This window comes from Achromobacter sp. 1011811831 (assembly GCF_059760905.1).
In genome coordinates, this window is record NZ_JCBANG010000097.1 from 1 (window position 1) to 21,830 (window position 21,830).

A 21,830-nucleotide genomic window follows, 5' to 3' on the forward strand; every position below is an offset into this window, starting at 1 on the left:
GGCGCCCACCGCCGCGCGCTGGGCGCCGACGGCAGGCGCGCCCGCGGCCTGCTGCTGCCCGACTCGCTGTCCAGCGCGCTGGTGTTCCGGCTGGCGGGCCTGCCGTCGGCCGGCTACCGGGACGACGGCCGCAGCCTGCTGCTGCGCTGGCCGGTGGACAAGCCGGACGCATCCCTGCACGCCGTCGAATCCTGGCACTACCTGACCCGCGCCGCGCTCACGCGCTGGGGCCTGCCCGCCGGCCCGGCCCAACCCGCCCCGACGCTGGACCTGCCGCTCACGCCCGCCCACCAACGGGCGGCCGACGAGGCCCTGGCCGCCGCCGGGCTGGCAGGCAAGCGCTTCGTCCTGATCGCGCCCACCGCCACCGGCCTGCACAAGGGCAAGATCAAAGTCTGGCCAGGATTCGATACACTTACCCGCGGCTTGCAGAATCAGGGCCATACCGTGGTAATGTGCCCTCCTCCCGCGGAAACGGACGAGGCCCGGCGCAATGCGCCGACCGCCCAGTTGCTGCCGCCGCTGTCGCTCGGCGCCTTCGCCGCCCTGACCGCGCGGTCGGCCCTGGTGATCTGCAACGATTCAGGCGTCTCGCACGTGGCCGCCGCCGCGTCCGCCCGGCAGCTCACGCTGTTCGGCGTCACCCGGCCCGGCCGCACCGGCCCCTGGTCGCCGCGCGCGGTCTGCGTGGGCGCTGAAGACGCATGGCCGCCGGAGGACGAAGTCGAACAGCAGGCCAGGCGCCTGCTGGACGGCCAGCAGTAACCGGATTGTTTAGACATGACCTTTTCCAGCTATCTGACCAACCTCATCATTCCGTTCAACCTGTGCATGACGCTGGTCGTCATCGGCCTGGTGCTGGGCTTGTTCCGGCTGCGCAAGACTGGCGGCGCGCTGATCGTCGCGGGCCTGCTATGGGCGCTGGCCTGGTCGCTGCCGGCGACCTCGGTCTGGCTGGGCGGAGCGCTGGAAAGCCGCTATCCCCACCTGTCGCCCGAGCAGTCCCCGACCGCCGACGCGATCGTGGTGCTGGGCGGCAACACGGCCAACGGCCGCGCCAACTGGTTCCTGCCCTATGAAAAGGACAAGGCCGTGGTGCGGATCGACATCGCCGCCCAGCTCTACCTGGCCGGCCGCGCGCCCAAGGTGCTGCTGTCGGGCGGCGCGCTGGAAGGCGACGTCAGCGAAGCCCGCGGCATGGCCCACGCCATCCGCCAGCAAGGCGTGCCGGAAACGGCGCTGATCCTGGAAAACTCCAGCCGCACCACCTACGAGAACGCCGCCATGACCGAGGACCAGCTCAAGGCCCGCGGCATCGGCAAGATCCTGCTGGTGACCTCGGCGCTGCACATGCCGCGCGCCATGGCCGCCTTCGCCAAGCAGGGCGTGGTCGCCATCGCCGCGCCGGCGCCGCCGCAGATCGTGCCGCCCACCGACGGCTCGCTGTCGCTGTGGGTGCCCGACCAGCGCACGTTCGACGCCAGCCGCTCCATCATCAAGGAATACGCGGGCCTGTTCGTCTACTGGCTGCGCGGCTGGGTGTAGGTCCACCCCCGAAGCGCCTGCGGCGCTTCCCCCTCAAGGGGGCGCCGCTGCGGACCGGCGGAGCCGGCTCCGCGCGGCCCGGGTCGCGGTGGTTGCTGGCGTGGACCAGAGTTGTTGGCGTGGATAAATAAGATCTATGACTATGCATTTGCAGGTGCAGGACTGCCGGCCTGGTTGTGGGGCCTGTTGTACCGCGCCGTCGATTTCCAGTCCGATTCCTGGCATGCCGGATGGCAAGCCGGCCGGCGTGCGCTGCGCGCAGTTGCTGGCGGATGAACGTTGCGGGATTTTCGGGCAGCCCGAGCGGCCGGCCGTCTGCAGCGGGCTCCGGCCGTCGGCCGAGATGTGCGGGGGCAGCCGGGAGCAGGCAATGCATTGGCTGGGCTGGCTGGAGCGGGAAACTTCTGTGTCCGCCTGAGCGGATGCCGGGCCTGGACACCACGGCCGGCGGTGAAAGGAAAACGGGGCTGCCAGAGCCCCGTTTTGCATAGGGTTCAGGCCGTGGCCTGCTCCCGTTCGCGCAGCACCTGCGCGTAGAGGTTTTCATAGCGCGCCGCCACCGCTTCCCAGCTCTGCTCGCGCGCGATGGCCAGGCCGCGCTCGGCCAGCGAGGCGCGCAGTTCGGGTTCCGAACCAAGCCGCTCCAGCGCCTGCGCCAGCTGCGCGCCGTTGCGCGGGTCCTGCAGGATCAGCGCGTCCTTGCCCGCCGACAGGTACTGCGCGAAGCCGCAGTAGGCGGGCGAGCTGACCACCACCGGCAGGCCGTGCGACATGGCTTCCAGCGGCGCCATGCCGTAGCTGTCGTTCAGCGTGGGATGGGCGTAGATGTCGGCCGCGCTGAAATACTGGGCGACCTCGGGGGTGGGTTCGATCAGGGCGACACGGTGCGCGATGGCGCCCGCGCCGCGCACGCGTTCGCGCGTGGCCTCGTCGGCCCCAACCACCAGCAGCCGGTAGTGCGCGGGCAGCTGCGCCAAGGCGTCCAGCAGCGCCGGCAGCCCCTTGCGCAGCGGGTTGCGCGCCACCAGCAGGCAGCCGATGGTGTCGTCGTCCCAGCCCAGCCGGCCGCGCACGGCCTGGCGCTGGGCGGCATCGGCGGCCGAGGGCAGCTTGACGCCGGGCGCGATGATGTCCACGGCCAGGCTCGGACCGTAGCTGCGGTGCAGCTGGTCCATGATCAGCCCGGACACGGCCACCACGCGGCGCTCGGGCGCCGGACGCACGCGCGATTTCTCGAGCAGCAGGTAGGTCGCCAGCCGGGGGCTGAGCCAGGCGGTCAGCCGCTTGAGCGGCTTGACGCGGGTCAGGCGGTTGTAGCGCACCGGCGTCACGTGCATGACCTGAATCTCGCCGGCCCAGCCGTTCATGTGCGAATGCACGATGTCGAAGCGGCCGCGCGTGAGCCGGTCGGCGCGCCAGGCGAAATACAGCACGCGCATCCAGCTGGGCAGCCAGCCGGGGAAACGGATGGGCAGGAAGGGAAAAGGCAGGTCGCTGTCGAAGTCGCGCGCCACGATCTCGATATCGTGGCGCTGACCCAGCACCCGCATCAGCTCGACGCCATAGGCCTCGGCGCCGCCGAAGCGGTTGCCGAAACGGTCGACGAGCAGCGCGATGCGCAGCCGCCGCTCAACCGCGCCGGCGGGAGTCTTCATACCGGGTCAGGCACTTCTGCAGGAAGCGAAGGATGCCGGTCGAACGCGACACCGTCACGCGCGGCAGCCCGAAGACGTCGTCATCGGCGCCGGCGCGGCCGCGCACGGTCAGCGTGGCGTTGTCGTAGCCGGCCTCGCGCGCCATGTCGCGGTGCTGCTGCTGCTGCTCGCCATACGGATAGCAGAAGGCCGTGACCGGCGCGCCCAGCGCCTGTTCCAGCTCGTCCTTGGATTCGACGATCTGGCGGCGGGCCTCGTCGGGCGACAGCGCGGGCAGGTGGACGTGGTCCAGCGTGTGCGAGCCGACCTCGTTGCCGGCCTGGGCCCAGGCGCGCATCTCGCTCACGGACATGAGCGGCGCGTGCGGAATGCCCACGTGCTTGTCCCAGACGTTGCCGCCATCGAACTGGTGCGAGACGAAGTAATTGGTGGCGGTGAAACCCAGCTCGCTCAGCACCGGCGTGACATTTTCATAGACGTTGCGGAAACCGTCGTCGAACGTGATGCCGAACACCTTGCCCTGACGCTCGCCGCGCACATAGGGCATGACGTCGCGCATGGACAGGCCGCGATAGCCCAACCGGCGCATCCAGCGCATCTGGCGGGTGAAGTCGGACGGGTGCACCGTCAGGCCGCGAAACGGCGTGCCCTTGGGATTGGGCTCGCCGATCTGGTGGTACATGAGAATGGGGATACGCATGGACCGGATTATAAGGTCAGCGTCCAGCCAGCGTACGCTGGTAGACATCCAGCGTGGCGGCGGCGAAACGGTGCAGGTTGAAGTCGCGCAGCGCCGTTTCCCGGGCGTTGCGGCCCATCTGCCGGACCGTGTCCGGCTGGTCGAGCATCAGCCGCAGCCTGGCGGTCATGGCCGGCACGTCGCGCACCGGCACGATCCAGCCGTCCACGCCGTCGGTCACGTTCTCGGGCAGGCCGCCGGCGTCGCTGACCAGGGCCGGCAGGCCCAGGCCCATGATCTCGCGGCAGGCGAAGGACAGCGCCTCGCGGTAAGACAGCACGAAACCCGCATGGCAGGACGCCAGCGAGGCGCGCACATCGTCCAGCAGGCCGGGAAAGCGCACCTGGTCGATCATGCCCAGCTCGCGCACGCGCGCCAGCTTGGCCTCGGACGGCGGATCGCCGGCCACCATCAGCAGCACCCGCGCCTTGTCCTCGGGTGGCAGCGCGGCCACGGCGGCCACCAGGTCCAGCCAGCCCTTGTCGTAGTCGGTGCCACCGGCGCTGCCCAGCAGCAGCTTGCCGCGCCATTCCGGGCCGAAGATCAGCTCGCGCAGCTTGTCCAGGCTGTCGGGCGGCGGCGGCGCGAAGAAGTTCGTGTCGATGCCGTGGCGGATGGTGGTGATGGGGCGCCTGCCGTAGGGCGACGCCGCCATGATGCCGTGGATGTAGTCGCTGACGGCGATGCCGTGGTCGGTGGCCAGCGCCACCCGCAGCTTGTGGCCGAAGCTGGTCAGCGGATGGTCGTTGTGCTTGGTGAATACGATGCGCGGGCGGCGCGCCATGGCCAGCGTGGCCAGCATCACCTGCTTGTGGTCGGCCGAGCCGTTGGCATGGATGATGTCGAAGCCGCCGGTCTTGATCAGCCGGCGCAGCCGGGCCCGGTCGCCGAACCAGGACGAGGGGCGCGTGGTGTAGCGCATGTCCTCGACCGTGACGCCCGGAATCGCCTTGGCGTAGCGGTACAGGCGGCTGGTGGACGGCGCCGCGACGGTGATCTGGTGTTCGCGCGACAGCGCGCGCGCCAGGTTGATGATGTAGGTGACGTGTCCACCGCCGTTGCCGCCGTGGAAGTTCGTGTAGAGGATCTTCACTGCTTGTTCTTCTCGGCCAGGAACATCAGCTTCGAATAGCGGTAGAAGCTGCCCGACGCGGCGGTCACGGCCAGCACCAGGCCATGGCGGCCGTCCAGGAAGCCCCGGCGGATCAGGTAGATCCGCACGAAGGTCCAGAAGCTGTGCCCCAGCGCGCCGAAGATCGAGGTGCGCCGGCCCTTGGCGTACATCGACGCGGCGGCGTCCGACGAGTAGCGGTTGATCTTGTTGATCAGCGCGTCCAGCGTGTCGTAGGGGAAATGGTGGAAATGGCCCTTGAGCTGCAGCGGGCGCTTGCCGTCGTTCGGCACCACGCGCTCATGCACATAGGCGTCGTTGAAGCGCGCCGTGCCGCGCTTGAACAGGCGCACCACGTAGTCGGGCCACCAGCCGCTGTGGCGGATGTCGCGGCCGCAGAAATTGGACAGGCGCGGCATTTCATAGACATCGCCGCGCGGCGCCTTGAGCGTTTCCTGGATCTCGCGCGCCAGTTCGGGCGTGACCAGCTCGTCGGCGTCGATGGACAGCACCCAGTCGCCGGTTGCCAGGTCCACGGCCCGATTCTTCTGCGGCCCGAAGCCGGGCCAGTCGCTCGTCACTTCCACGCGCGCGCCCAGCGCGCGGGCCAGCTCGACCGTGCCGTCGGTGCTGCCGGAGTCCACCACGATGAACTCGTCGGCGAAGTCCACGGACTTGAGGCACTTGGCGATGTTGGCCGCCTCGTTCTTGGTGATGATGATGACCGATAGCTTCATCCGCGATTCCTAAGACGCTTTTTCCAGGCTTTCCAGGCGTGGTAGCGCGGGCCCCAGAACGGGTCGCGCGACAGCCAGATGCGCCGGTTGAGCCAGGAGCCGCCGCGATTGCGTACCGCGAAGCGGTAGATGTGCTCGGGATCCGCGCCGGGCGTGTTCTGGCCGAAAGGGTCGGTAGTGTACAGGTGCCGGAAGCCGGCCTCGCGCGCCGCCGCCACGTAGTCGGCGTCGAAATAGCCCTGCGGCCAGCACAGGTGGTCGCTGACGCTGCCCAGGTGGCCGGCCAGCGCCTCGCGCGACAGCCGCAGCTCGTCGGCGATGCGGGCGCGCTTGGCCTGGACGTCGCCGGCGCATTCCTTGTCCCAGCGCGTGTGCGTGTGGGTATGGGAATGGAATTCGAAGGTGCCGGCGGCGCGCATGGCCTCGATCTCGCTCCAGCGCAGCATGACCTCGTCGGCGCGGCCGGCGGCGACCAGCTGCTTGCAGGCGTCGTGGTCCGGCGTGGCGGGCAGCGGCCCGCCCTGCCCGGCATGCGGCCGGACGGGGCCGTCGCCGATCCAGCCGGTGATGATGAACAGCACGGCGCGCATGCCGTGGCGCGCCAGCACCGGATGCGCGTGGACCCAGTTGTTCAGGTAGCCGTCGTCGAAGGTGATCAGCACCGAACGCTCGGGCACGGGCGCCCCGGCCAGGCAGGCGGCGAACTGATCGGCCGACAGCGACTGGTAGCCGGCGCGCGCCAGCCGCGCGATCTGGTCCTCGAACACGTCCGGCGTCGCGGCGATCATGCCGCCGGCCGGCGTCACGTGGTGGTACATCAGCACCGGCACGTTGGGCGCGCTGCGCGAGCTCATTTGCCGCGCTCCGCCAGCCACTTACAGTAGACCGCCTCGGTGGTCTCGGCCAGCCGGGACGGCGAGAACACGCCCTCGTCCCAGACCCGCTTGCGGCCGGCCTCGCCCATGGCGCGGCGCAGCGCCGGATCGTCGATCAATCGCGTCAGCGCGGCGGCCAGCGCCGCCGGATCCTTGGGCGGCACCAGGATGCCGGTCTCGCCGTCGCGGAACATCTCGGACACGCCGCCCACGTCCGTGCCCACCACCGGCAGGCCGCTGGCCTGCGCCTCGACGTAGACGGTGCCGGACGCTTCCTGCTGGGTGGCCAGCGCGAACAGGTCGAAGCCGGCCAGCAGGTTGGGCACGTCGCGCCGCATGCCCATCAGGTGGATGCGGTCCTGCAGGCCCAGTTGCGCCACGTATTCCTGGGTCTGCTCGAACACCGGCGAGCCGCCCCCGACGAACACCAGGTGCAGCTTGGGGCGGCTGGCCATCAGCGGGGCGATGGCGTCGATCAGGTCCTTGTGGCCCTTGGTCGCGCGCATCACGGCCACACAGCCGACCACCACGTCGTCCTGGGCCAGGCCCAGCTCGCCGCGCAGCGTGGAATGCTCCACGGGCGGCGGCAGCACGATGGGCGAGTACACGGTGGCCACGCGATCCGGCGGCACACCGCGATCGATCAGGTGCTGGCGCACGTGGTCGCTGACGGTGGTAACGCAGTGCGGCAGCCGGGTATAGGACCACAGCGAGCCGACCTTGTTGGACAGGTGCCGCGTGCGCACGATCAGCGGCGTGCCGGCCAGCCGGCCGGCCGCCGCCGCGATCACGGTGTAGCGCCGGCTGTGCGTGTTGAGCACGTCGAAACGGCCCGCCCGCAGGATGCCGCGTATGGTGGCCACGCCCTTCAGGTAATTGAGCGGGCCATCCATTTCCAGCGTGTGCACGGTGAAGCCGGCCTCGGACAGGCGCGTGGCCAGCAGCGCCTGCGGCTGGCAGATGGCCTCGACATGATGCCCGCGCGCGCGCATGGCATTCATTTCCTTGAAGATGCGGCCTTCCTGGCCGCCGAAGCTGGTGGCGGCTTCGGAGTGGACGATACGCAGCTTACGCATCAGTAGGTGACCTCGACGCCGTCGGGCTTGGTCCAGGCGTTCAGGTTCTCGAACAGCGCGTCGGCCATGCGCACGCGCCATTCCTCGCCCAGCCGGACCGTGCACAGGAAATTGTTCTTGGTATAGACGATATCAACCGGCACGCCGGGGATGCCGTTCTCGGGCTCGGCGCGGAACGGATTGAGCAGCTGCCGCAGCCGCGCGGCATCGGCGCCGCCGTTGAGCTTGACGCGCAGCGACTTGGCGCGCGCCTCGCGCGCCAGCTGCAGGTCATACAGCTGGTCGGCCACGATGCGCATGCCGCCGGAGTAGTCGTCGTTGCTGACCTTGCCCTGCACGATGATCAGCTGGTCCTCGCGCAGCCGGTTGCGGTGCTTTTCATAGAGCTCGTTGAACACCGAGATCTCGACCTGGGCGGTGCCGTCGTCCAGCACCGCGAACACCATCTTGCCGCGCCGGGTCATCATGGTGCGCACGCCGGCCAGCACGCCGCACATCCATTGCAGGTCGCGCTGCGGCTCCAGGCGCGCCAGCTGCATGGGCACGATGCGGCGCACTTCGTCGCGCCAGGCGTCGAACAGGTGGCCGCTGTAGTAGTAGCCCAGCGCCGATTTTTCCTCGGTGAGCTTCTTGTGCAGGTCCCAGGGCGCGACCTTGGCCAGCTCGCCGGCCACCACGTCGCCGCTGTCGTCGCCGAACAGCGAGGCCTGGTTGGCGCTGCGCGCGGCCTGCTCGGCCGCTTCCATGGCCGTGGGCACGGAAGCCAGCATGGCGGCGCGGTTGGGTTCGATGGCGTCGAAGGCGCCGGCCTTGATCAGCGCCTCGACGGTGCGCCGGTTGACGGAATGCTTGCTGACGCGGCGGCAGAAGTCGAACAGGTTTTGGAACGGGCCGCCTTCCTTGCGCGCGCGCAGGATTTCCTCGACCGCGCCCTGCCCCGTACCCTTGACCGCGCCCAGGCCGTAGCGCATGGTGCGCGGCGGCTTGCCCTTCTCGGTGTGCTTGTCCGCCACCGGCTCGAAGCGGTAGCCCGAGTGGTTCACGTCCGGCGGCAGCACCTCGACGCCGTTGTCCTGGGCGTCGCGGCAGAAGATCTGCACCTTGTCGGTGTCGTCCATGTCGGACGACATGGTGGCGGCCAGGAACTCGGTCGGGTGATACGCCTTGAGCCAGGCGGTCTGGTACGAGATCAGCGCATAGGCGGCCGAGTGCGACTTGTTGAAGCCGTAGCCCGCGAACTTCTCCATCAGGTCGAACAGCTTGACCGCCAGGTCCGGGTCATGGCCCTTTTCCTTGGCGCCCTGTTCGAACAGCTCGCGGTGCTTGGCCATTTCCTCGGGCTTTTTCTTGCCCATGGCACGGCGCAGCAGGTCGGCGCCGCCCAGCGAGTAGCCGCCGATGATCTGCGAGATCAGCATCACCTGTTCCTGGTAGACGATGACCCCGTAGGTGCTCTTGAGGGTGCTCTCCAGGTCGGAGTGGAAGTAATCCACCGAGGCTCGGCCGTGCTTGCGGTTGACGAAGTCGTCCACCATGCCCGATTCCAGCGGCCCCGGACGGTACAGGGCCAGCATGGCGATGATGTCTTCGAAGGTGTTGGGCCGCAGCTTCTTGAGCAGCTCCTTCATGCCGCGCGATTCCAGCTGGAACACCGCCGTGGTGTTGGCGTCGCACAGGATCTTGTAGGCCGCCGCGTCGTCCAGCTCCAGCGCCATCACGTCGAAGTCGCGCTTGTCCGCGTTGAACTGGCGCACATAGCGCACGGCCCAGTCCAGGATGGTCAGGTTGCGCAAGCCCAGGAAGTCAAACTTCACCAGGCCGGCGGCCTCGACGTCGTCCTTGTCGAACTGCGAGACCGCACTGTTCTCCTGCCCGGGCTGGCAATACAGCGGGCAGAAGTCGGTCAGCTTGCCCGGCGCGATCAGCACGCCGCCGGCGTGCATGCCGATGTTGCGGGTCAGGCCCTCGAGCGGCTGGGCCAGGTCCACCAGCCCGCGCACTTCCTCTTCCTGCTCGTAGCGTTCCTTGAAGGCGGGCTCGTCCTTGAGCGTGCGCTCCAGCGACCACGGATCCATCGGGTTGAACGGGATCAGCTTGGACAGGCCGTCGCAGAACATATAGGGCATGTCCAGCACCCGGCCGGCGTCGCGCACCACGGCCTTGGCGCCCAGCGTGCCGAAGGTGGCGATCTGGCTCACGGCCGCGCGCCCGTACTTTTCCTTGACGTAGTCGATGACGCGTTCGCGGTTGTCCTGGCAGAAGTCGATATCGAAGTCGGGCATGGACACCCGCTCCGGATTCAGGAAGCGCTCGAACAGCAGGTCATAGCGGATCGGGTCCAGGTCGGTGATGCCCAGCGCATAGGCCACCAGCGAGCCGGCGCCCGAACCCCGGCCGGGGCCCACGGGCACGCCGTTGTTCTTGCCCCAGTTGATGAAGTCCTGCACGATCAGGAAGTAGCCCGGGAAGCCCATCTGGATGATGGTCTTGCACTCCCAGCGCAGGCGTTCGTAGTACTGCTCGCGCTTGGACTCGCGCACGGCCTCGTCCGGGAACAGGAAGGCCAGGCGCTTTTCCAGGCCCTGCTCGGACAGCTGCACCAGGTAGTCGTCCAGCGACACGCCGTCGGGCGTGGGGAAGTTGGGCAGGCGCGGCTTGCCCAGCACCAGGCTCAGGTTGCAGCGCTTGGCGATCTCGACCGTGTTGGCCAGCGCCGAGGGCACGTCGGCGTAGCGCCGGTGCATTTCCTCGGAACTGAGCAGGTATTGGTCCTTGGTGAAGCGGCGCACGCGGCGCGGATTGGCCAGGATCTCGCCTTCGGCGATGCAGACGCGGGCCTCGTGGGCCTGGAATTCATGGTCGTCCAGGAACTGCACCGGATGGGTGGCCACCACCGGCAGGCCGGCCTCGGCCGCCAGCCGCATGGCCGCCTGGGTGTAGGCCTCGTCGCCGTCGAAACCGGCGCGCTGCAGCTCGATGTAGTAGCTGCCGGGGAACAGGAGCGCCCATTGGCGCGCCAGCGCCAGCGCCGAGACGGCGTTGCCGGCGTCCAGCGCCTGGCCGACATCGCCCATGCGCCCGCCCGACAGGGCGATCAGGCCTTCCTGGCCCTGCAGCCATTCGCGCCGGATCTCGGCCCGGCCCTTGCCCTGGTTGACCAGGAAGGACTGGGTCAGCAGCTCGCACAGGTTCAGATAGCCTTGATGGTTGCGCACCAGCAGCAGCAGGCGGAACGGCTTGTCGCGGTCGTCGTCGTTGGTGATCCAGACGTCGCAGCCGGCGATGGGCTTGATCCCGGCGCCGCGCGCGCCCTTGTAGAACTTGATCAGGCCGAACAGGTTCGACAGGTCGGTCAGCGCCACGGCCGGCTGGCCCAGCTTGGCGACCCGCTTGATCAGGTCGGGAATGCGCACGATGCCGTCGACGACCGAGAACTCGGAGTGGACGCGCAGGTGGACAAAGGGGGACGGAGTTGTTGCGGCTTCGGACATGGCCGGAATTGTACCCAGTCATATCGGTCAAAACCCCTTTCTCGCCGGGATCCCGATCCAGGCGCCCCGCAACCCTGTGTAACAATACGCCTTGCACCCGAAATCCTGTTCCAGGACGAGATTCACGTATGAAATGGCTCATTCCCGGGATCTGGCTCGCCGCCATCCTGTTTGCGCACTTCCGCGGCCGCGTCAAGCTGCCGCTGAGTCGGCAGCTGCTGGACCACTCCGTGCTGCTGGCGCCGGTCAACGCCTTCATGGTGCTGGCCTCGCGCGTGCCCACCACGCCCTACCTGCCGTCGCGCGAGATCGACGAGCTGAAGGTGCTGGATGACAATTGGGAGACGATCCGCGACGAAGCGCTGCAGATGGCCGAGATGCGCCGCATCCGCGCGGCCGACGGGCACAACGACATCGGCTTCAGCTCCTTTTTCAAGTACGGCTGGAAGCGCTTCTACCTGAAGTGGTATGACGCGCGCCACCCCTCGGCCGAGGAACTCTGCCCCAAGACCGTGGCCATCCTCAAGACGCTGCCCAAGGTCAAGGCCGCCATGTTCGCCGAGCTGCCGCCGGACGGCCAGCTCAACCCGCACCGCGACCCCTTCGCCGGCTCGCTGCGCTACCACCTGGGCCTGTCCACGCCCAACGACGACGGCTGCCACATCATCGTGGACGGCGAACCCTACAGCTGGCGCGACGGCGAAAGCGTGGTGTTCGACGAAACCTATGTGCACGAGGCCTACAACAAGACGCAGCAGAACCGCATCATCCTGTTCTGCGACGTCGAACGCCCCCTGAAGTGGCGCTGGGCCGAGGCCTTCAACCGCTGGTTCGGCCGAGTGGTGATGTCGGCCGCCAGCTCGCCCAACGACGGCGGCGACCAGACCGGCGCCATCAACAAGCTGACGCACGCGCACTGGCGCTTCGAGCAGAAGCGCAAGGCCTTCAAGGCCTGGAACCGCAACGCCTACAAGGCGGTCAAGTACGGCCTGATCGTGCTGGTGGTGGTGGCGTTCATCGCGCTCTGAGCCGCCGCGCGGACAGGAAAAAGCCGGCGACCGCGCCGGCTTTTTTCATTTGCGCGGCTCCCGCCGGAAGCCTCAGGCCGCCGGCTCCTGCTCCGGCTCCGGCAGCGTCAGCACGCCGGTCCGGTAGTCGTAGCCGTAGATCTCGCCGTAGCGCCCCCACTCCACCGCGATCTTCAGCACGCGCTCGGCCTCGTCGGGCTTGAGGAATTCCTCCAGCGAATCAAGGAAGTTCTTTTCCGGCAGCTGGCCGGTGGGCTCCTGCTCCAGGCTGTGGCGGATATGCGCGGCCAGCGGCACGTGCGCCAGCAGCTGGCGGCCGAAGATGAGTTGCTTCTGCCCCTGGTCGGCCAGCACGTAGCGCTGCCCCAGCGGCGTCAGGAAGATGTCGCCCCGGTCGATCTGGGCCAGGCCGAACAGACCCAGCGCCTCGCAGGCCGGCAGCAGGTCGTCGTCGGAGATCTCGGCTTCCTCGGCCAGCTTGGGCAGGTCGGCGCGGCCGTTGAACGGCGCCTCGGCCAGCACGTCCAGCACGCCCTCCATGCGCTCGACCTCGGTCTGCGGGAAGCGGTAGCCCAGGCCCTGCTGGCGCGGCGTGGGCGCACCGTGCGCCGGACGCGAGGTCATCAGTGCATAGACCTCGTCGATCAGCGCCCGCACTTCGGCCGAATCCGGGTTGCGCGGCCGCGGCAGCCCGATCTGCACCTGGCTGCGGATGCGGCCCGGATCGCTGGCGAACACGATGATGCGGTCGGCCATCATGACCGCTTCCTCGATGTTGTGCGAGACGATCAGGATGCCCTTGGTCGAGATGCGGCTTTCGTCCCACAGTTCGAGCATGTCGTCTCGCAGCGTCTCGCCGGTCAGCACGTCCAGCGCCGAGAAGGCCTCGTCCATCAGCAGCACGTCGGGGTTCATCACCAGCGCCCGGGCGATGCCCACGCGCTGGCGCATGCCGCCAGACAGCTCGCGCGGCAGCGCGCCGCCGAAGCCGCCCAGCCCGATCAGGTCCAGCACCTCGTCGGCGCGGCGGGCGCGCTCGGCCGGCGCCACGCCCTGCGCCTCCAGCCCCAGCTCCACGTTCTGCTGGGCCGTCAGCCACGGGAACAGCGCGAAGGACTGGAACACCATGGAGATGCCGGCCGCCGGGCCGTACACCGGCTGGCCCCGATACATGACGGTGCCCTGGTCGGCATTGACCAGGCCCGCCATGATGCGCAGCAGCGTGGACTTGCCCGAGCCGGACTTGCCCAGCAGGGCCACGATCTCGCCTTCATGCAGGATGAAATCCACATGCTCCAGCACATGCCGCGCCGTGCCGTCGGCGGCGCGGAAGGACTTGCCCACGTCATGCAGTTCGATCAGGGTATTGGCGTTCATGAGGTTTCCTAGCGGCCCTGGTCCTGGGCCAACAGATAGAGCTTGCGCCAGAAGAATCGGTTCAGCAGCATGACGAACACGCACATCACGCCGATGCCCAGCGCGATGCGGTGGAAGTCGCCCTGCTCGGTCATCTGCTTGATATAGCTGCCCAGGCCGGTGGCCATCAGCGAGGTATCGCCCCAGCTCACGTACTCGGACACGATGCTGGCGTTCCACGAGCCGCCGCTGGCGGTGATCGCGCCGGTGATGAAGCTGGGGAACACGGCCGGCAGATAGACCCGGCGCCACAGCAGCCAGCCCTTCAGCCCGAGGTTGGCTGAGGCCAGGCGCAATTCGTTGGGAATGGTGGACGCCCCTGCCACCACGTTGAACAGGATGTACCACTGGGTGCCGAACACCATCAACGGGCTCAGCCAGATGTCCGGATTCAGCTTCCAGGCCACCATCACGAAGACCACCAGCGGGAACAGCAGGTTGACAGGGAAGGCGGCCAGGAACTGCGCCACGGCCTGGACTTTCTGCGAGTACTTCGGCCGCAGCCCGATCCAGACCGCCACCGGCACCCAGAACAGCGAGGCCAGGCCGATCAGCAGCAGCACGCGCACCAGCGAGATGCCGCCCAGGCCCACCACGTGCAGCACCTCGCTCCAGCCCACGTCCTCGTGCACGAAGACCACCAGCTTGTAGGTCGCCAGCAGCGCGCCGGCGGCCAGCAGGGAGTCCCAGACGCGCGACCAGCGCGGATCGGGCGCCTTGGCGCGGGCGCGGATCGAGGTGCCGTCATACGGCACGCTGAACCAGCCCAGCGCCCGGCGCATGCGCGCCCAGAAGCGGTTCGACAGCGCCATCATCCAGCGGCTGCGGCGGGTCCAGTCCAGCAGCCAGGACTGCTGCGCGGCGTCGCCCTGCGATTCCTCGAAGCGGAACTTGTCGGCCCAGGCCAGCAGCGGGCGGAAGAACAACTGGTCGTACAGCAGGATGCCGGCCATCATGGCCAGGATGGCCCAGGCGATGGCGGCGCCGTTCTCCGATTCGATGGCCACGGCGATGTAGGAACCGATGCCGGGCAGCTTGATGTCCTGGCCCGCCACCGAAATGGCCTCGGCCGCCACCAGGAAGAACCAGCCACCCGACATGGACATCATCATGTTCCACAGCAGGCCCGGCGTGGCATAGGGCAGCTCAAGCCGCCAGAAACGCTGCCAGCCCGACAGCCGGAACACGCGCGCCGCCTCGTTCAGCTCGGGCGGCACCGTACACATGGACTGGTACAGGCTGAACGCCATGTTCCAGGCCTGCGAAGTGAAGATGGCGAAGATCGCGGCGCATTCCACGCCCAGCAGATTGCCGGGGAACAGCGCGATGAAGGGCGCGATGGCGATGGCCTGGAAGCCCAGGATGGGCACCGACTGCAGGATGTCCAGCATCGGGACCATGGCCTTTTCCGCCGTCCGGTACTTGGCGGCGATGGCGGCGAAGACAAAGCTGAACACCAGCGAGAACGCCAGCGCCGTGAACATGCGCAGGATGGTGCGCAGCAGGTAGTACGGCAGGTAGACCGGATCCAGCGAGATCGGCAGCTCCTCGCCCACGGCGAAGGGCCGGCTCATCTGCGAGGCCCCGTAGGCCATCAGCGCCAGGATCGCCAGCACCAGCGGCAGCAGGGCCCAGTCCCATCGATTGGGCGCCGAGCGGGACAGGGACGATGGGCGGGTCCGGTTGCTGAACAGCTCGAACATGGCGGCAAGGCTCCAGGGCGGAGGGAGTCGAAAAGCCCGAGCATTCAAGCATAACCAGATGACGCATTTCTGAACGCCGGCGCTTGAAATCCCTGGCCATTTCAACCGGCTTTCAACGCACTTTCAACCCACTTGCACACGCCCCAAAAAACGAGACCTCGCGAAGCCCACAACCCTTCTGGACGCTCCACTTCCGCCATGCCCGCCCCCCAGGTTGTCACGCAGCCACAGCACTCACGCCCCGCAAGCAACAGACGCTCCCCCATCGGGATGCCACGGAGCCGGCTTTGCCGGTCCGTCGGCATGCCCCCCTGGGGGGAAGCGCGTCAGCGCTTCGGGGGGGGGGGAAGCTATCTAGCTATGGATTCCCAGCTCTTCATCAAGCGCTTGACCGACACCGGCATCGGCGTGCGCAGCTCCTGGGCGAACAAGGCCACCCGCAGCTCTTCCAGCAGCCAGCGGAACTCGTCCAGGCGCGGATCCGGAGCGCCCTTGAGCGCCGCACGCGCGCGCTGGTACTGCGTCAGCAACGGCGCCATCTCGCCCACCAGCTTGGCGTCGCGGGCCGGGTCGGCGCGCAGCTTGTCGATACGCGCCACCGCCGCCTTCAGATAGCGCGGATAGTGCGACAGCTGGGCATAGGGCGTGTCGCGGATGAACCACTTGGGCATCAGCGCGCCCAGCTGCTGCTGCAGGTCGGCATAGGCGGCCGCGTGCGGCTTGGCCTGGGGCAGCTTGCGTTGCAGCGCCGCGTACTCGGTCAGCACCGCGCCGGCCAGCCGCGCCACTTCCTGGGCCAGCAGGCCCAGCCGGCCCTTGCCGTCGGCGCGCCGGGCCTCGAACTGCTGCTCGTTGACCGGCCAGGGCTCGGCCAGGCAGGCCTGGCCCAGCGCGCAGTCGATGATCTGGTCGCGCAATTCCTCCTGCGTGCCCAGCGTCATATAGAGCATGCTGATCTTGGTCAGGTCGGCCAGGTTCTTTTCCAGGAACTTGACCTGCTCGCGCAGCCCCAGCCGGAACAGCTTCAGCAAGCCGGCGCGATGGTGCTTGCGCGCTTCGTCCGGATCGTCGAACACATCCAGGTCGCAATGCGCGCCCTTGTCCACCAGCGCCGGATAGCCGATCACCGACTGCCCGCCGCGCTTGATCTCCATGATCTCGGGCAGGGGCCCGAAGGTCCAGCCGGTCAGGTTCTCGTGCGCCAGCGCCTGCGCCACCTCGGTGTCGCGCGCGGCCAGCTGCTGGAACGTGGCCTGGGCCTGCTTGCCGAACTCGGCGCGCAGCTGCGCCAGGTTGCGGCCTGCGGCCAGCATGCGGCCATGCTCGTCGACCACGCGGAAGTTCATGAACAGGTGCGCCGGCAGCGTCTCCAGCTTGAAGTCGGCCTGGGCCGGACGCACCTGCACCTGGTCCCACATGTCAGCGATCACGGCGTCGACCAGCCCGCTCGGCGGCTCGGCCAGGCGCTCGAACCAGCGCTCGTAGAAGCCGGCGGCGTAGTCGGGCAGCGGCACGCAATGGCGGCGCAGCTTCTGCGGCAGCGATTTGAGCAGCAGATGCACCTTTTCCTTCAGCATGCCGGGCACCAGCCATTCACAGCGCGCCGGATCGAGCTGGTTCAGCGCGAACAGCGGCACCGACAGCGTCACGCCGTCGCGCGGCGAGCCGGGCTCGAAGTGGTAATCCAGCGCCATGCTCACGCCCTGCCACTCGACCTTCTTGGGGAAGACCTCGGTGGTGACGCCGGCGGCCTCGTGGCGCATCAGTTCGTCGCGCGTCAGCATGAGCTTGGCGGCGGCGGCCTTGTCCAGCCCCGACACCCACTTTTCCAGCGTCGCGGTCTGCGAGATGTCGGCCGGCAACTGGCGGTCGTAGAAGGCGTAGATCAGCTCGTCATCGACCAGGATGTCCGGCCGGCGGGTCTGGTGCTCCAGCTTCTCGATGCCCGCGATCAGCTTGCGGTTGTGCGCCACGAAGGCCAGCCGCGTGTCGATCTCGCCCGGCACCAGCGCCTGGCGGATGAACAGCTCGCGCGCATGGCCGGGGTTGACCCGGCCGTAGTGGATGCGCCGGCCGGTATAGATGGTCAGGCCGTACAGCGTGGCGCGCTCGTTGGCGACCACCTGCCCGGCCTTCTTTTCCCAGCGCGGGTCCGACCAGTTCTTGCGCAGCAGGTGCTCGGCCACCCGTTCCAGCCAGGTCGGCTCGATGCGCGCCACGCAGCGCGCGTACAGCCGGGTGGTTTCCACCAGCTCGGCCGCGACCACCCAGCGCCCCGCCTTCTTCACCAGCCGCGAGCCAGGATGGATATGGAAGCGGATCTCGCGCGCGCCCTGGTAGTGGCCGCCCTCGTCGCTCTTGAAGCCGATATTGCCCAGCAGGCCCGACAGCAGCGCCAGGTGCAGCTGCTCGAAGGTGGCCTCGGTCTGGTTGACGCGCCAGCCCTGCTCGCCCACCAGCGCCGACAGCTGGGTATGCACGTCGTGCCACTCGCGCAACCGGATCGGCGACAGGAAGTTCTGCCGCAGCAGCGCCACCAGCTTGCGCTGCGAGCCCTTGTGCTGCACCTGCTCGCCGTACCAGCGCCACAGTTTCAGGAAGGAAATGAACTCCGACTTGTCGTCGGCGAACTTGGCGTGGGCGGCCTCGGCCGCCTCGCGCTCCTGCATGGGGCGGTCGCGCGGGTCCTGCACCGACAGGGCCGAGGCGATGATCAGCATCTCGGCCAGGCACTGCTGGTCGCGCGCGGCCAGGATCATGCGGCCGATGCGCGGGTCCACCGGCAGCTTGGCCAGCTCCTGGCCGCTGCGGGTCAGCGTGAAGGACGCGCCCGAGGCGGCCTCGGCGCCATCATCGGCGGCCGACTGCTCGATCGCGCCCAGTTCCTGCAGCAAGTGATAGCCGTCGGCCACCGCGCGTCCCGGCGGCGCCTCGACGAAGGGAAACTGTTCGATATCGTCCAGCTTCAGCGCCTTCATCCGCAGGATCACCGAGGCCAGCGACGAGCGCAGCACTTCGGGATCGGTGAAGGGCGCGCGCGCGTTGAAATCCAGCTCGTCGTACAGGCGGATGCAGACGCCCGGCCCGACCCGGCCGCAACGGCCGGCGCGCTGGTTGGCCGAGGCCCGGCTGACCGGCTCGATGCGCAGCTGCTCGACCTTGTTGCGCCAGGAATAGCGCTTGACCCGCGCCAGGCCGCTGTCGACCACGTAGCGGATGCCGGGCACGGTCAGCGAGGTCTCGGCCACGTTGGTGGCCAGCACCACGCGGCGCGAATTGCCGCGTGGGTGGAAGATCTGCTCCTGCTCGGCCTGCGAGAGCCGCGCGTACAGCGGCAGCACCTCGGTGCCGACCGGATGGTGCTTACGCAGCGCCTCGGCCGATTCGCGGATCTCGCGCTCGCCGGGCAGGAACACCAGCACGTCGCCCGGGCCGTGGCGCGCGCATTCATCAACCGCGTCGACGATGGCATCGATCAGGTCGCGCTCCTCGTCGCCGGACATGCGTTCGCGGTCGCGCTCGCGGCCGGGCCGCGCGGGCGCCGGCGCGTCCTCGTCCTCGGCCTGCTCCTGGCGCACGGGGCGGTAGCGCAGCTCGACCGGGTACAGCCGGCCCGACACCTCGATCACCGGCGCCGGCTTGTCCTCGGCCGCGCCGAAATGGCGCGCGAAGCGCTCGGCGTCGATGGTGGCCGAGGTGATGATGACCTTCAGGTCCGGACGCCGCGGCAGCAGCTGCTTCAGGTAGCCCAGCAGGAAATCGATGTTGAGGCTGCGCTCGTGCGCCTCGTCGATGATGATGGTGTCGTAGCGGCGCAGCAGCGGGTCGCGCTGCGACTCGGCCAGCAGGATGCCGTCGGTCATCAGCTTGATGGCCGCGTTGGGGCCTGTGCGGTCGTTGAAGCGCACCTGGTAGCCGACCAGCTCGCCCATCGGCGTGTTCAGTTCCTCGGCGATGCGCTTGGCCACCGAGGTCGCGGCCAGGCGGCGCGGCTGGGTGTGGCCGATCATCTTGCGGCGGCCGCGCCCCAGTTCCAGGCAGATCTTGGGCAGCTGCGTGGTCTTGCCCGAGCCGGTCTCGCCGCTGACGATCACGACCTGATGGGCCGCGATGGCGCGCGCGATCTCCTGCCGCCGGGCGCTGACGGGCAGGTCCTCGGGATAGGTGACGACGGGAATGGGCCGCTCGGGGCGGTCCGCCGGTACGGTGCGTTCGGCGCGCTCGGGGCGCTCGGGGCGCGGCGCGCGTGCGGGGCGGGCGCCGCCGGACGCGGGCGCGTCGGGGCTGCCGGGGCCTCGGGCCGCTTGCGGCGCGCGCGGACGGGATGATTCAGGCATGTGGGATTTATCCGGTTAGCCCGGCATTATAAATTTCCGCGGCGTCCCGCGCCCCGCCTGGGCCGCCGGCCGGCGCGGCCCGGCGAAACCCCGGCGGGGCGCAGGCGATTTTTCCGCTGCCCGCCGGCTCCGGCAGTCATATAATTTCGCCACGCCGCCCGCGCGGCAGGCCGCCCCCGATGCCGGGGCGCCCGCGCGAACGGCGCCATGGCGCGGCCAGGCGCCGCGCCCGTCCCATATATCAGGAACCTAACCACCCATCATGCCCGACCTGGAACCAGACACCGTCTCCGCCCTCGAAGCCCCCGAATTCGCGCCCGCCCAATTCGTCCGATGGTTCCGAGAGGTGGCGCCCTATGTGCATGCGTTCCGAGGCAAGACGTTCGTGGTGGCGTTCGGCGGCGAGCTGGTGCAGGCCGGCGCGCTGAACACGCTGGTGCAGGATCTGTCGCTGCTGTCCGCGCTGGGCATCCGCCTGGTGCTGGTGCACGGCTCGCGTCCGCAGGTCAATGAACAGCTGCGCCTGAAGGGCTATACCCAGCAGTTCGACCGTGGCCTGTCGCCCACCGACGCCGCCGCGCTGGAATGCGCCAAGGAAGCCGCCGGCGAGATCCGCCTGGACATCGAGGCCGCGTTCAGCCAGGGCCTGCCCAACACGCCCATGTCGCATTCGCACATCCGGGTCATCTCGGGCAACTTCGTCACCGCCCGCCCCACCGGCGTGCTGGACGGCGTGGACTACAAGCACACCGGCCAGGTCCGCAAGATCGACGTGGACGCGCTGAAGTTCGCCATCGAGAAGGGTTCGTCGGTGGTGCTGCTGTCGCCGCTGGGCTTCTCGCCCACGGGCGACGCCTTCAACCTGGCGATGGAAGACCTGGCCACCAGCGTGGCCGTGGCGCTGCGCGCCGAGAAACTCATCTTCCTGTCCAGCTCGCAAGGCGTGCTGAACGACGACGGCACGCCCGACACCGAGCTGGCGCGCGTGGACGCCGACGCGCTGCTGGCCGCCGGCACGCTGGACGAGGAAACCAGCTACTTCCTGCAATTCGCCTCGCTGGCGGTCAAGCGCGGCGTGGCCCGCTCGCACCTGCTGCCCTTCTCGCTGGACGGCAGCGTGCTACTGGAGATCTTCACCCACGACGGCGTGGGCACCATGGTGGTCGAGGACACGCTGGACGACCTGCGCCCGGCCACCATCGACGACGTCGGCGCCATCCTGAGCCTGATCGAGCCGCTGGAAGCCGATGGCACGCTGGTGCCGCGCCCGCGCAGCGTGATCGAGCGCGACGTCGAGAACTTCACCGTGCTGGAGCACGACGGCGTGATCTACGGCTGCGCCACGCTGCACAACTTCGCCGAAGACCAGATGGCCGAGATGGCCTGCCTGATCGTGCATCCGGAGTGGCAGGGCTCGGGCGAAGGCGAGATCCTGCTGCGCCACATGGAATCGCGCGCCCGCGCGGCCGGCGCCAAGCGCCTGTTCGTGCTGACCACGCGCACCTCGCACTGGTTCATCAAGCGCGGCTTCGTGCAGGGCGGCATCGCCGACCTGCCGCGCGAAAAGCAGCACAACTACAACCGCTCGCGCAACAGCCTGGTCTTCATCAAGAAGTTGTGATCCCCCGAAGCGCTACGCGCTTCCCACCTGGGCGCCCCCCCCAAGGGGGGCCGCCGCGGACCGGCAAAGCCGGCTCCGCGCGGCCTTGATCGCGACAACCTTGCGATGCAGAGGGCATCTCGCATGACCGTTGCAGGCATGAACTAAAATGCGGCGTTATCGTCACTTTCCGGCAGCGAAATCATGGCCCGTACCGTTAACTGTGTGAAATTGAAGCGTGAAGCCGAGGGACTGGACTACCCGCCCTATCCCGGCGAGCTGGGCACGCGCATCTGGCAAAGCATCTCGAAGGAAGCCTGGGAAGAGTGGAAGCAGGTGCAGACGCGCCTGGTCAATGAAAACCGCCTGAACCTGGCTGACTCGCGCGCCCGCAAGTACCTGCAGCAGCAAATGGAACGCTTCCTGTTCGAAGACGGCAGCGTCGAAGCCCAGGGCTACGTGCCGCCCTCGGCCTGAGGCCACGCGCCAGGCATGTCGAAAGGCCCGGATCCGGCAG

Annotated in this window: 16 protein-coding genes; 6 read left to right on the forward strand and 10 right to left on the reverse strand. The window is 68.5% G+C overall.

Going from position 1 to position 21,830, the window contains the following annotated elements; all coding sequences use genetic code 11:
- The 3 genes from AC6LJ9_RS26020 to AC6LJ9_RS26030 form a co-directional block, all read left to right on the forward strand.
- Positions 1–765: glycosyltransferase family 9 protein (locus AC6LJ9_RS26020; RefSeq protein WP_498149780.1), on the forward strand; the 765-nt coding region annotated here is incomplete at its 5' end.
- A gap of 15 nt (positions 766–780) precedes the next feature.
- Positions 781–1,545, forward strand: coding sequence for a YdcF family protein (locus AC6LJ9_RS26025; RefSeq protein WP_212319132.1), 765 nt, complete (start codon positions 781–783; stop codon positions 1,543–1,545).
- A 136-nt stretch (positions 1,546–1,681) separates the two neighbouring features.
- Entirely contained in the window at positions 1,682–1,963 is a 282-nt protein-coding gene (locus tag AC6LJ9_RS26030) for a YkgJ family cysteine cluster protein (RefSeq protein ID WP_498149781.1), read from the forward strand.
- 76 nt (positions 1,964–2,039) lie between these two features.
- Here AC6LJ9_RS26030 and AC6LJ9_RS26035 read toward each other — a convergent pair whose 3' ends face one another.
- Genes AC6LJ9_RS26035 through dnaE form a run of 7 tightly spaced genes read right to left on the reverse strand, consistent with a single transcriptional unit; the run spans position 2,040 to position 11,229 of the window.
- Positions 2,040–3,200, reverse strand: coding sequence for a glycosyltransferase family 4 protein (locus AC6LJ9_RS26035; protein ID WP_498149782.1), 1,161 nt, complete (start codon positions 3,198–3,200; stop codon positions 2,040–2,042).
- A complete protein-coding gene (locus AC6LJ9_RS26040) occupies positions 3,175–3,900 on the reverse strand; it encodes a polysaccharide deacetylase family protein (RefSeq protein ID WP_498149783.1) in 726 nt (241 codons plus the stop codon). Before AC6LJ9_RS26040 ends, AC6LJ9_RS26035 begins: the two co-directional genes overlap by 26 nt.
- Positions 3,901–3,916: 16 nt before the next feature.
- Positions 3,917–5,032, reverse strand: a complete 1,116-nt coding sequence (locus AC6LJ9_RS26045; RefSeq protein WP_498149784.1) for a glycosyltransferase — start codon at positions 5,030–5,032, stop codon at positions 3,917–3,919.
- The gene (locus AC6LJ9_RS26050; RefSeq protein WP_212319122.1) at positions 5,029–5,787 is read right to left on the reverse strand and encodes a glycosyltransferase family 2 protein; all 759 of its coding nucleotides are present in this window, start codon (positions 5,785–5,787) and stop codon (positions 5,029–5,031) included. Before AC6LJ9_RS26050 ends, AC6LJ9_RS26045 begins: the two co-directional genes overlap by 4 nt.
- Positions 5,784–6,641, reverse strand: coding sequence for a polysaccharide deacetylase family protein (locus tag AC6LJ9_RS26055; protein WP_498149785.1), 858 nt, complete (start codon positions 6,639–6,641; stop codon positions 5,784–5,786). The genes AC6LJ9_RS26050 and AC6LJ9_RS26055 overlap by 4 nt, the downstream gene beginning before the upstream one ends.
- Positions 6,638–7,738, reverse strand: a complete 1,101-nt coding sequence (locus AC6LJ9_RS26060) for a glycosyltransferase family 4 protein (protein ID WP_498149786.1) — start codon at positions 7,736–7,738, stop codon at positions 6,638–6,640. The genes AC6LJ9_RS26055 and AC6LJ9_RS26060 overlap by 4 nt, the downstream gene beginning before the upstream one ends.
- Positions 7,738–11,229 (reverse strand): DNA polymerase III subunit alpha, encoded by a 3,492-nt coding sequence (gene dnaE / locus AC6LJ9_RS26065; RefSeq protein WP_498149787.1) that lies wholly within the window; start codon positions 11,227–11,229, stop codon positions 7,738–7,740. The genes AC6LJ9_RS26060 and dnaE overlap by 1 nt, the downstream gene beginning before the upstream one ends.
- Positions 11,230–11,357: 128 nt before the next feature.
- Here dnaE and lpxO point away from each other — a divergent pair, with 128 nt between their 5' ends.
- A complete protein-coding gene (gene lpxO / locus AC6LJ9_RS26070; protein WP_498149788.1) occupies positions 11,358–12,257 on the forward strand; it encodes a lipid A hydroxylase LpxO in 900 nt (299 codons plus the stop codon).
- 72 nt (positions 12,258–12,329) lie between these two features.
- Here lpxO and AC6LJ9_RS26075 read toward each other — a convergent pair whose 3' ends face one another.
- The 3 genes from AC6LJ9_RS26075 to hrpA all read right to left on the reverse strand — a co-directional run bounded on the left by AC6LJ9_RS26075 (position 12,330) and on the right by hrpA (position 19,713).
- Positions 12,330–13,634 (reverse strand): ABC transporter ATP-binding protein, encoded by a 1,305-nt coding sequence (locus AC6LJ9_RS26075; protein WP_212319111.1) that lies wholly within the window; start codon positions 13,632–13,634, stop codon positions 12,330–12,332.
- Positions 13,635–13,642: 8 nt separating this feature from the next.
- Positions 13,643–15,376 (reverse strand): ABC transporter permease, encoded by a 1,734-nt coding sequence (locus AC6LJ9_RS26080; RefSeq protein ID WP_498149789.1) that lies wholly within the window; start codon positions 15,374–15,376, stop codon positions 13,643–13,645.
- A 350-nt stretch (positions 15,377–15,726) separates the two neighbouring features.
- Complete coding sequence (hrpA, locus tag AC6LJ9_RS26085) at positions 15,727–19,713, reverse strand: ATP-dependent RNA helicase HrpA (protein ID WP_498149790.1); 3,987 nt, start codon at positions 19,711–19,713, stop codon at positions 15,727–15,729.
- A gap of 262 nt (positions 19,714–19,975) precedes the next feature.
- On the opposite strand from hrpA, the gene argA reads away from it, so the two are divergent.
- On the forward strand, positions 19,976–21,334 hold the full coding sequence (gene argA, locus AC6LJ9_RS26090; RefSeq protein WP_212322756.1) for an amino-acid N-acetyltransferase: 1,359 nt from the start codon (positions 19,976–19,978) through the stop codon (positions 21,332–21,334).
- Positions 21,335–21,517: 183 nt separating this feature from the next.
- The gene (locus tag AC6LJ9_RS26095; RefSeq protein WP_498149791.1) at positions 21,518–21,790 is read left to right on the forward strand and encodes an oxidative damage protection protein; all 273 of its coding nucleotides are present in this window, start codon (positions 21,518–21,520) and stop codon (positions 21,788–21,790) included.
- Positions 21,791–21,830 lie beyond the last annotated feature (40 nt).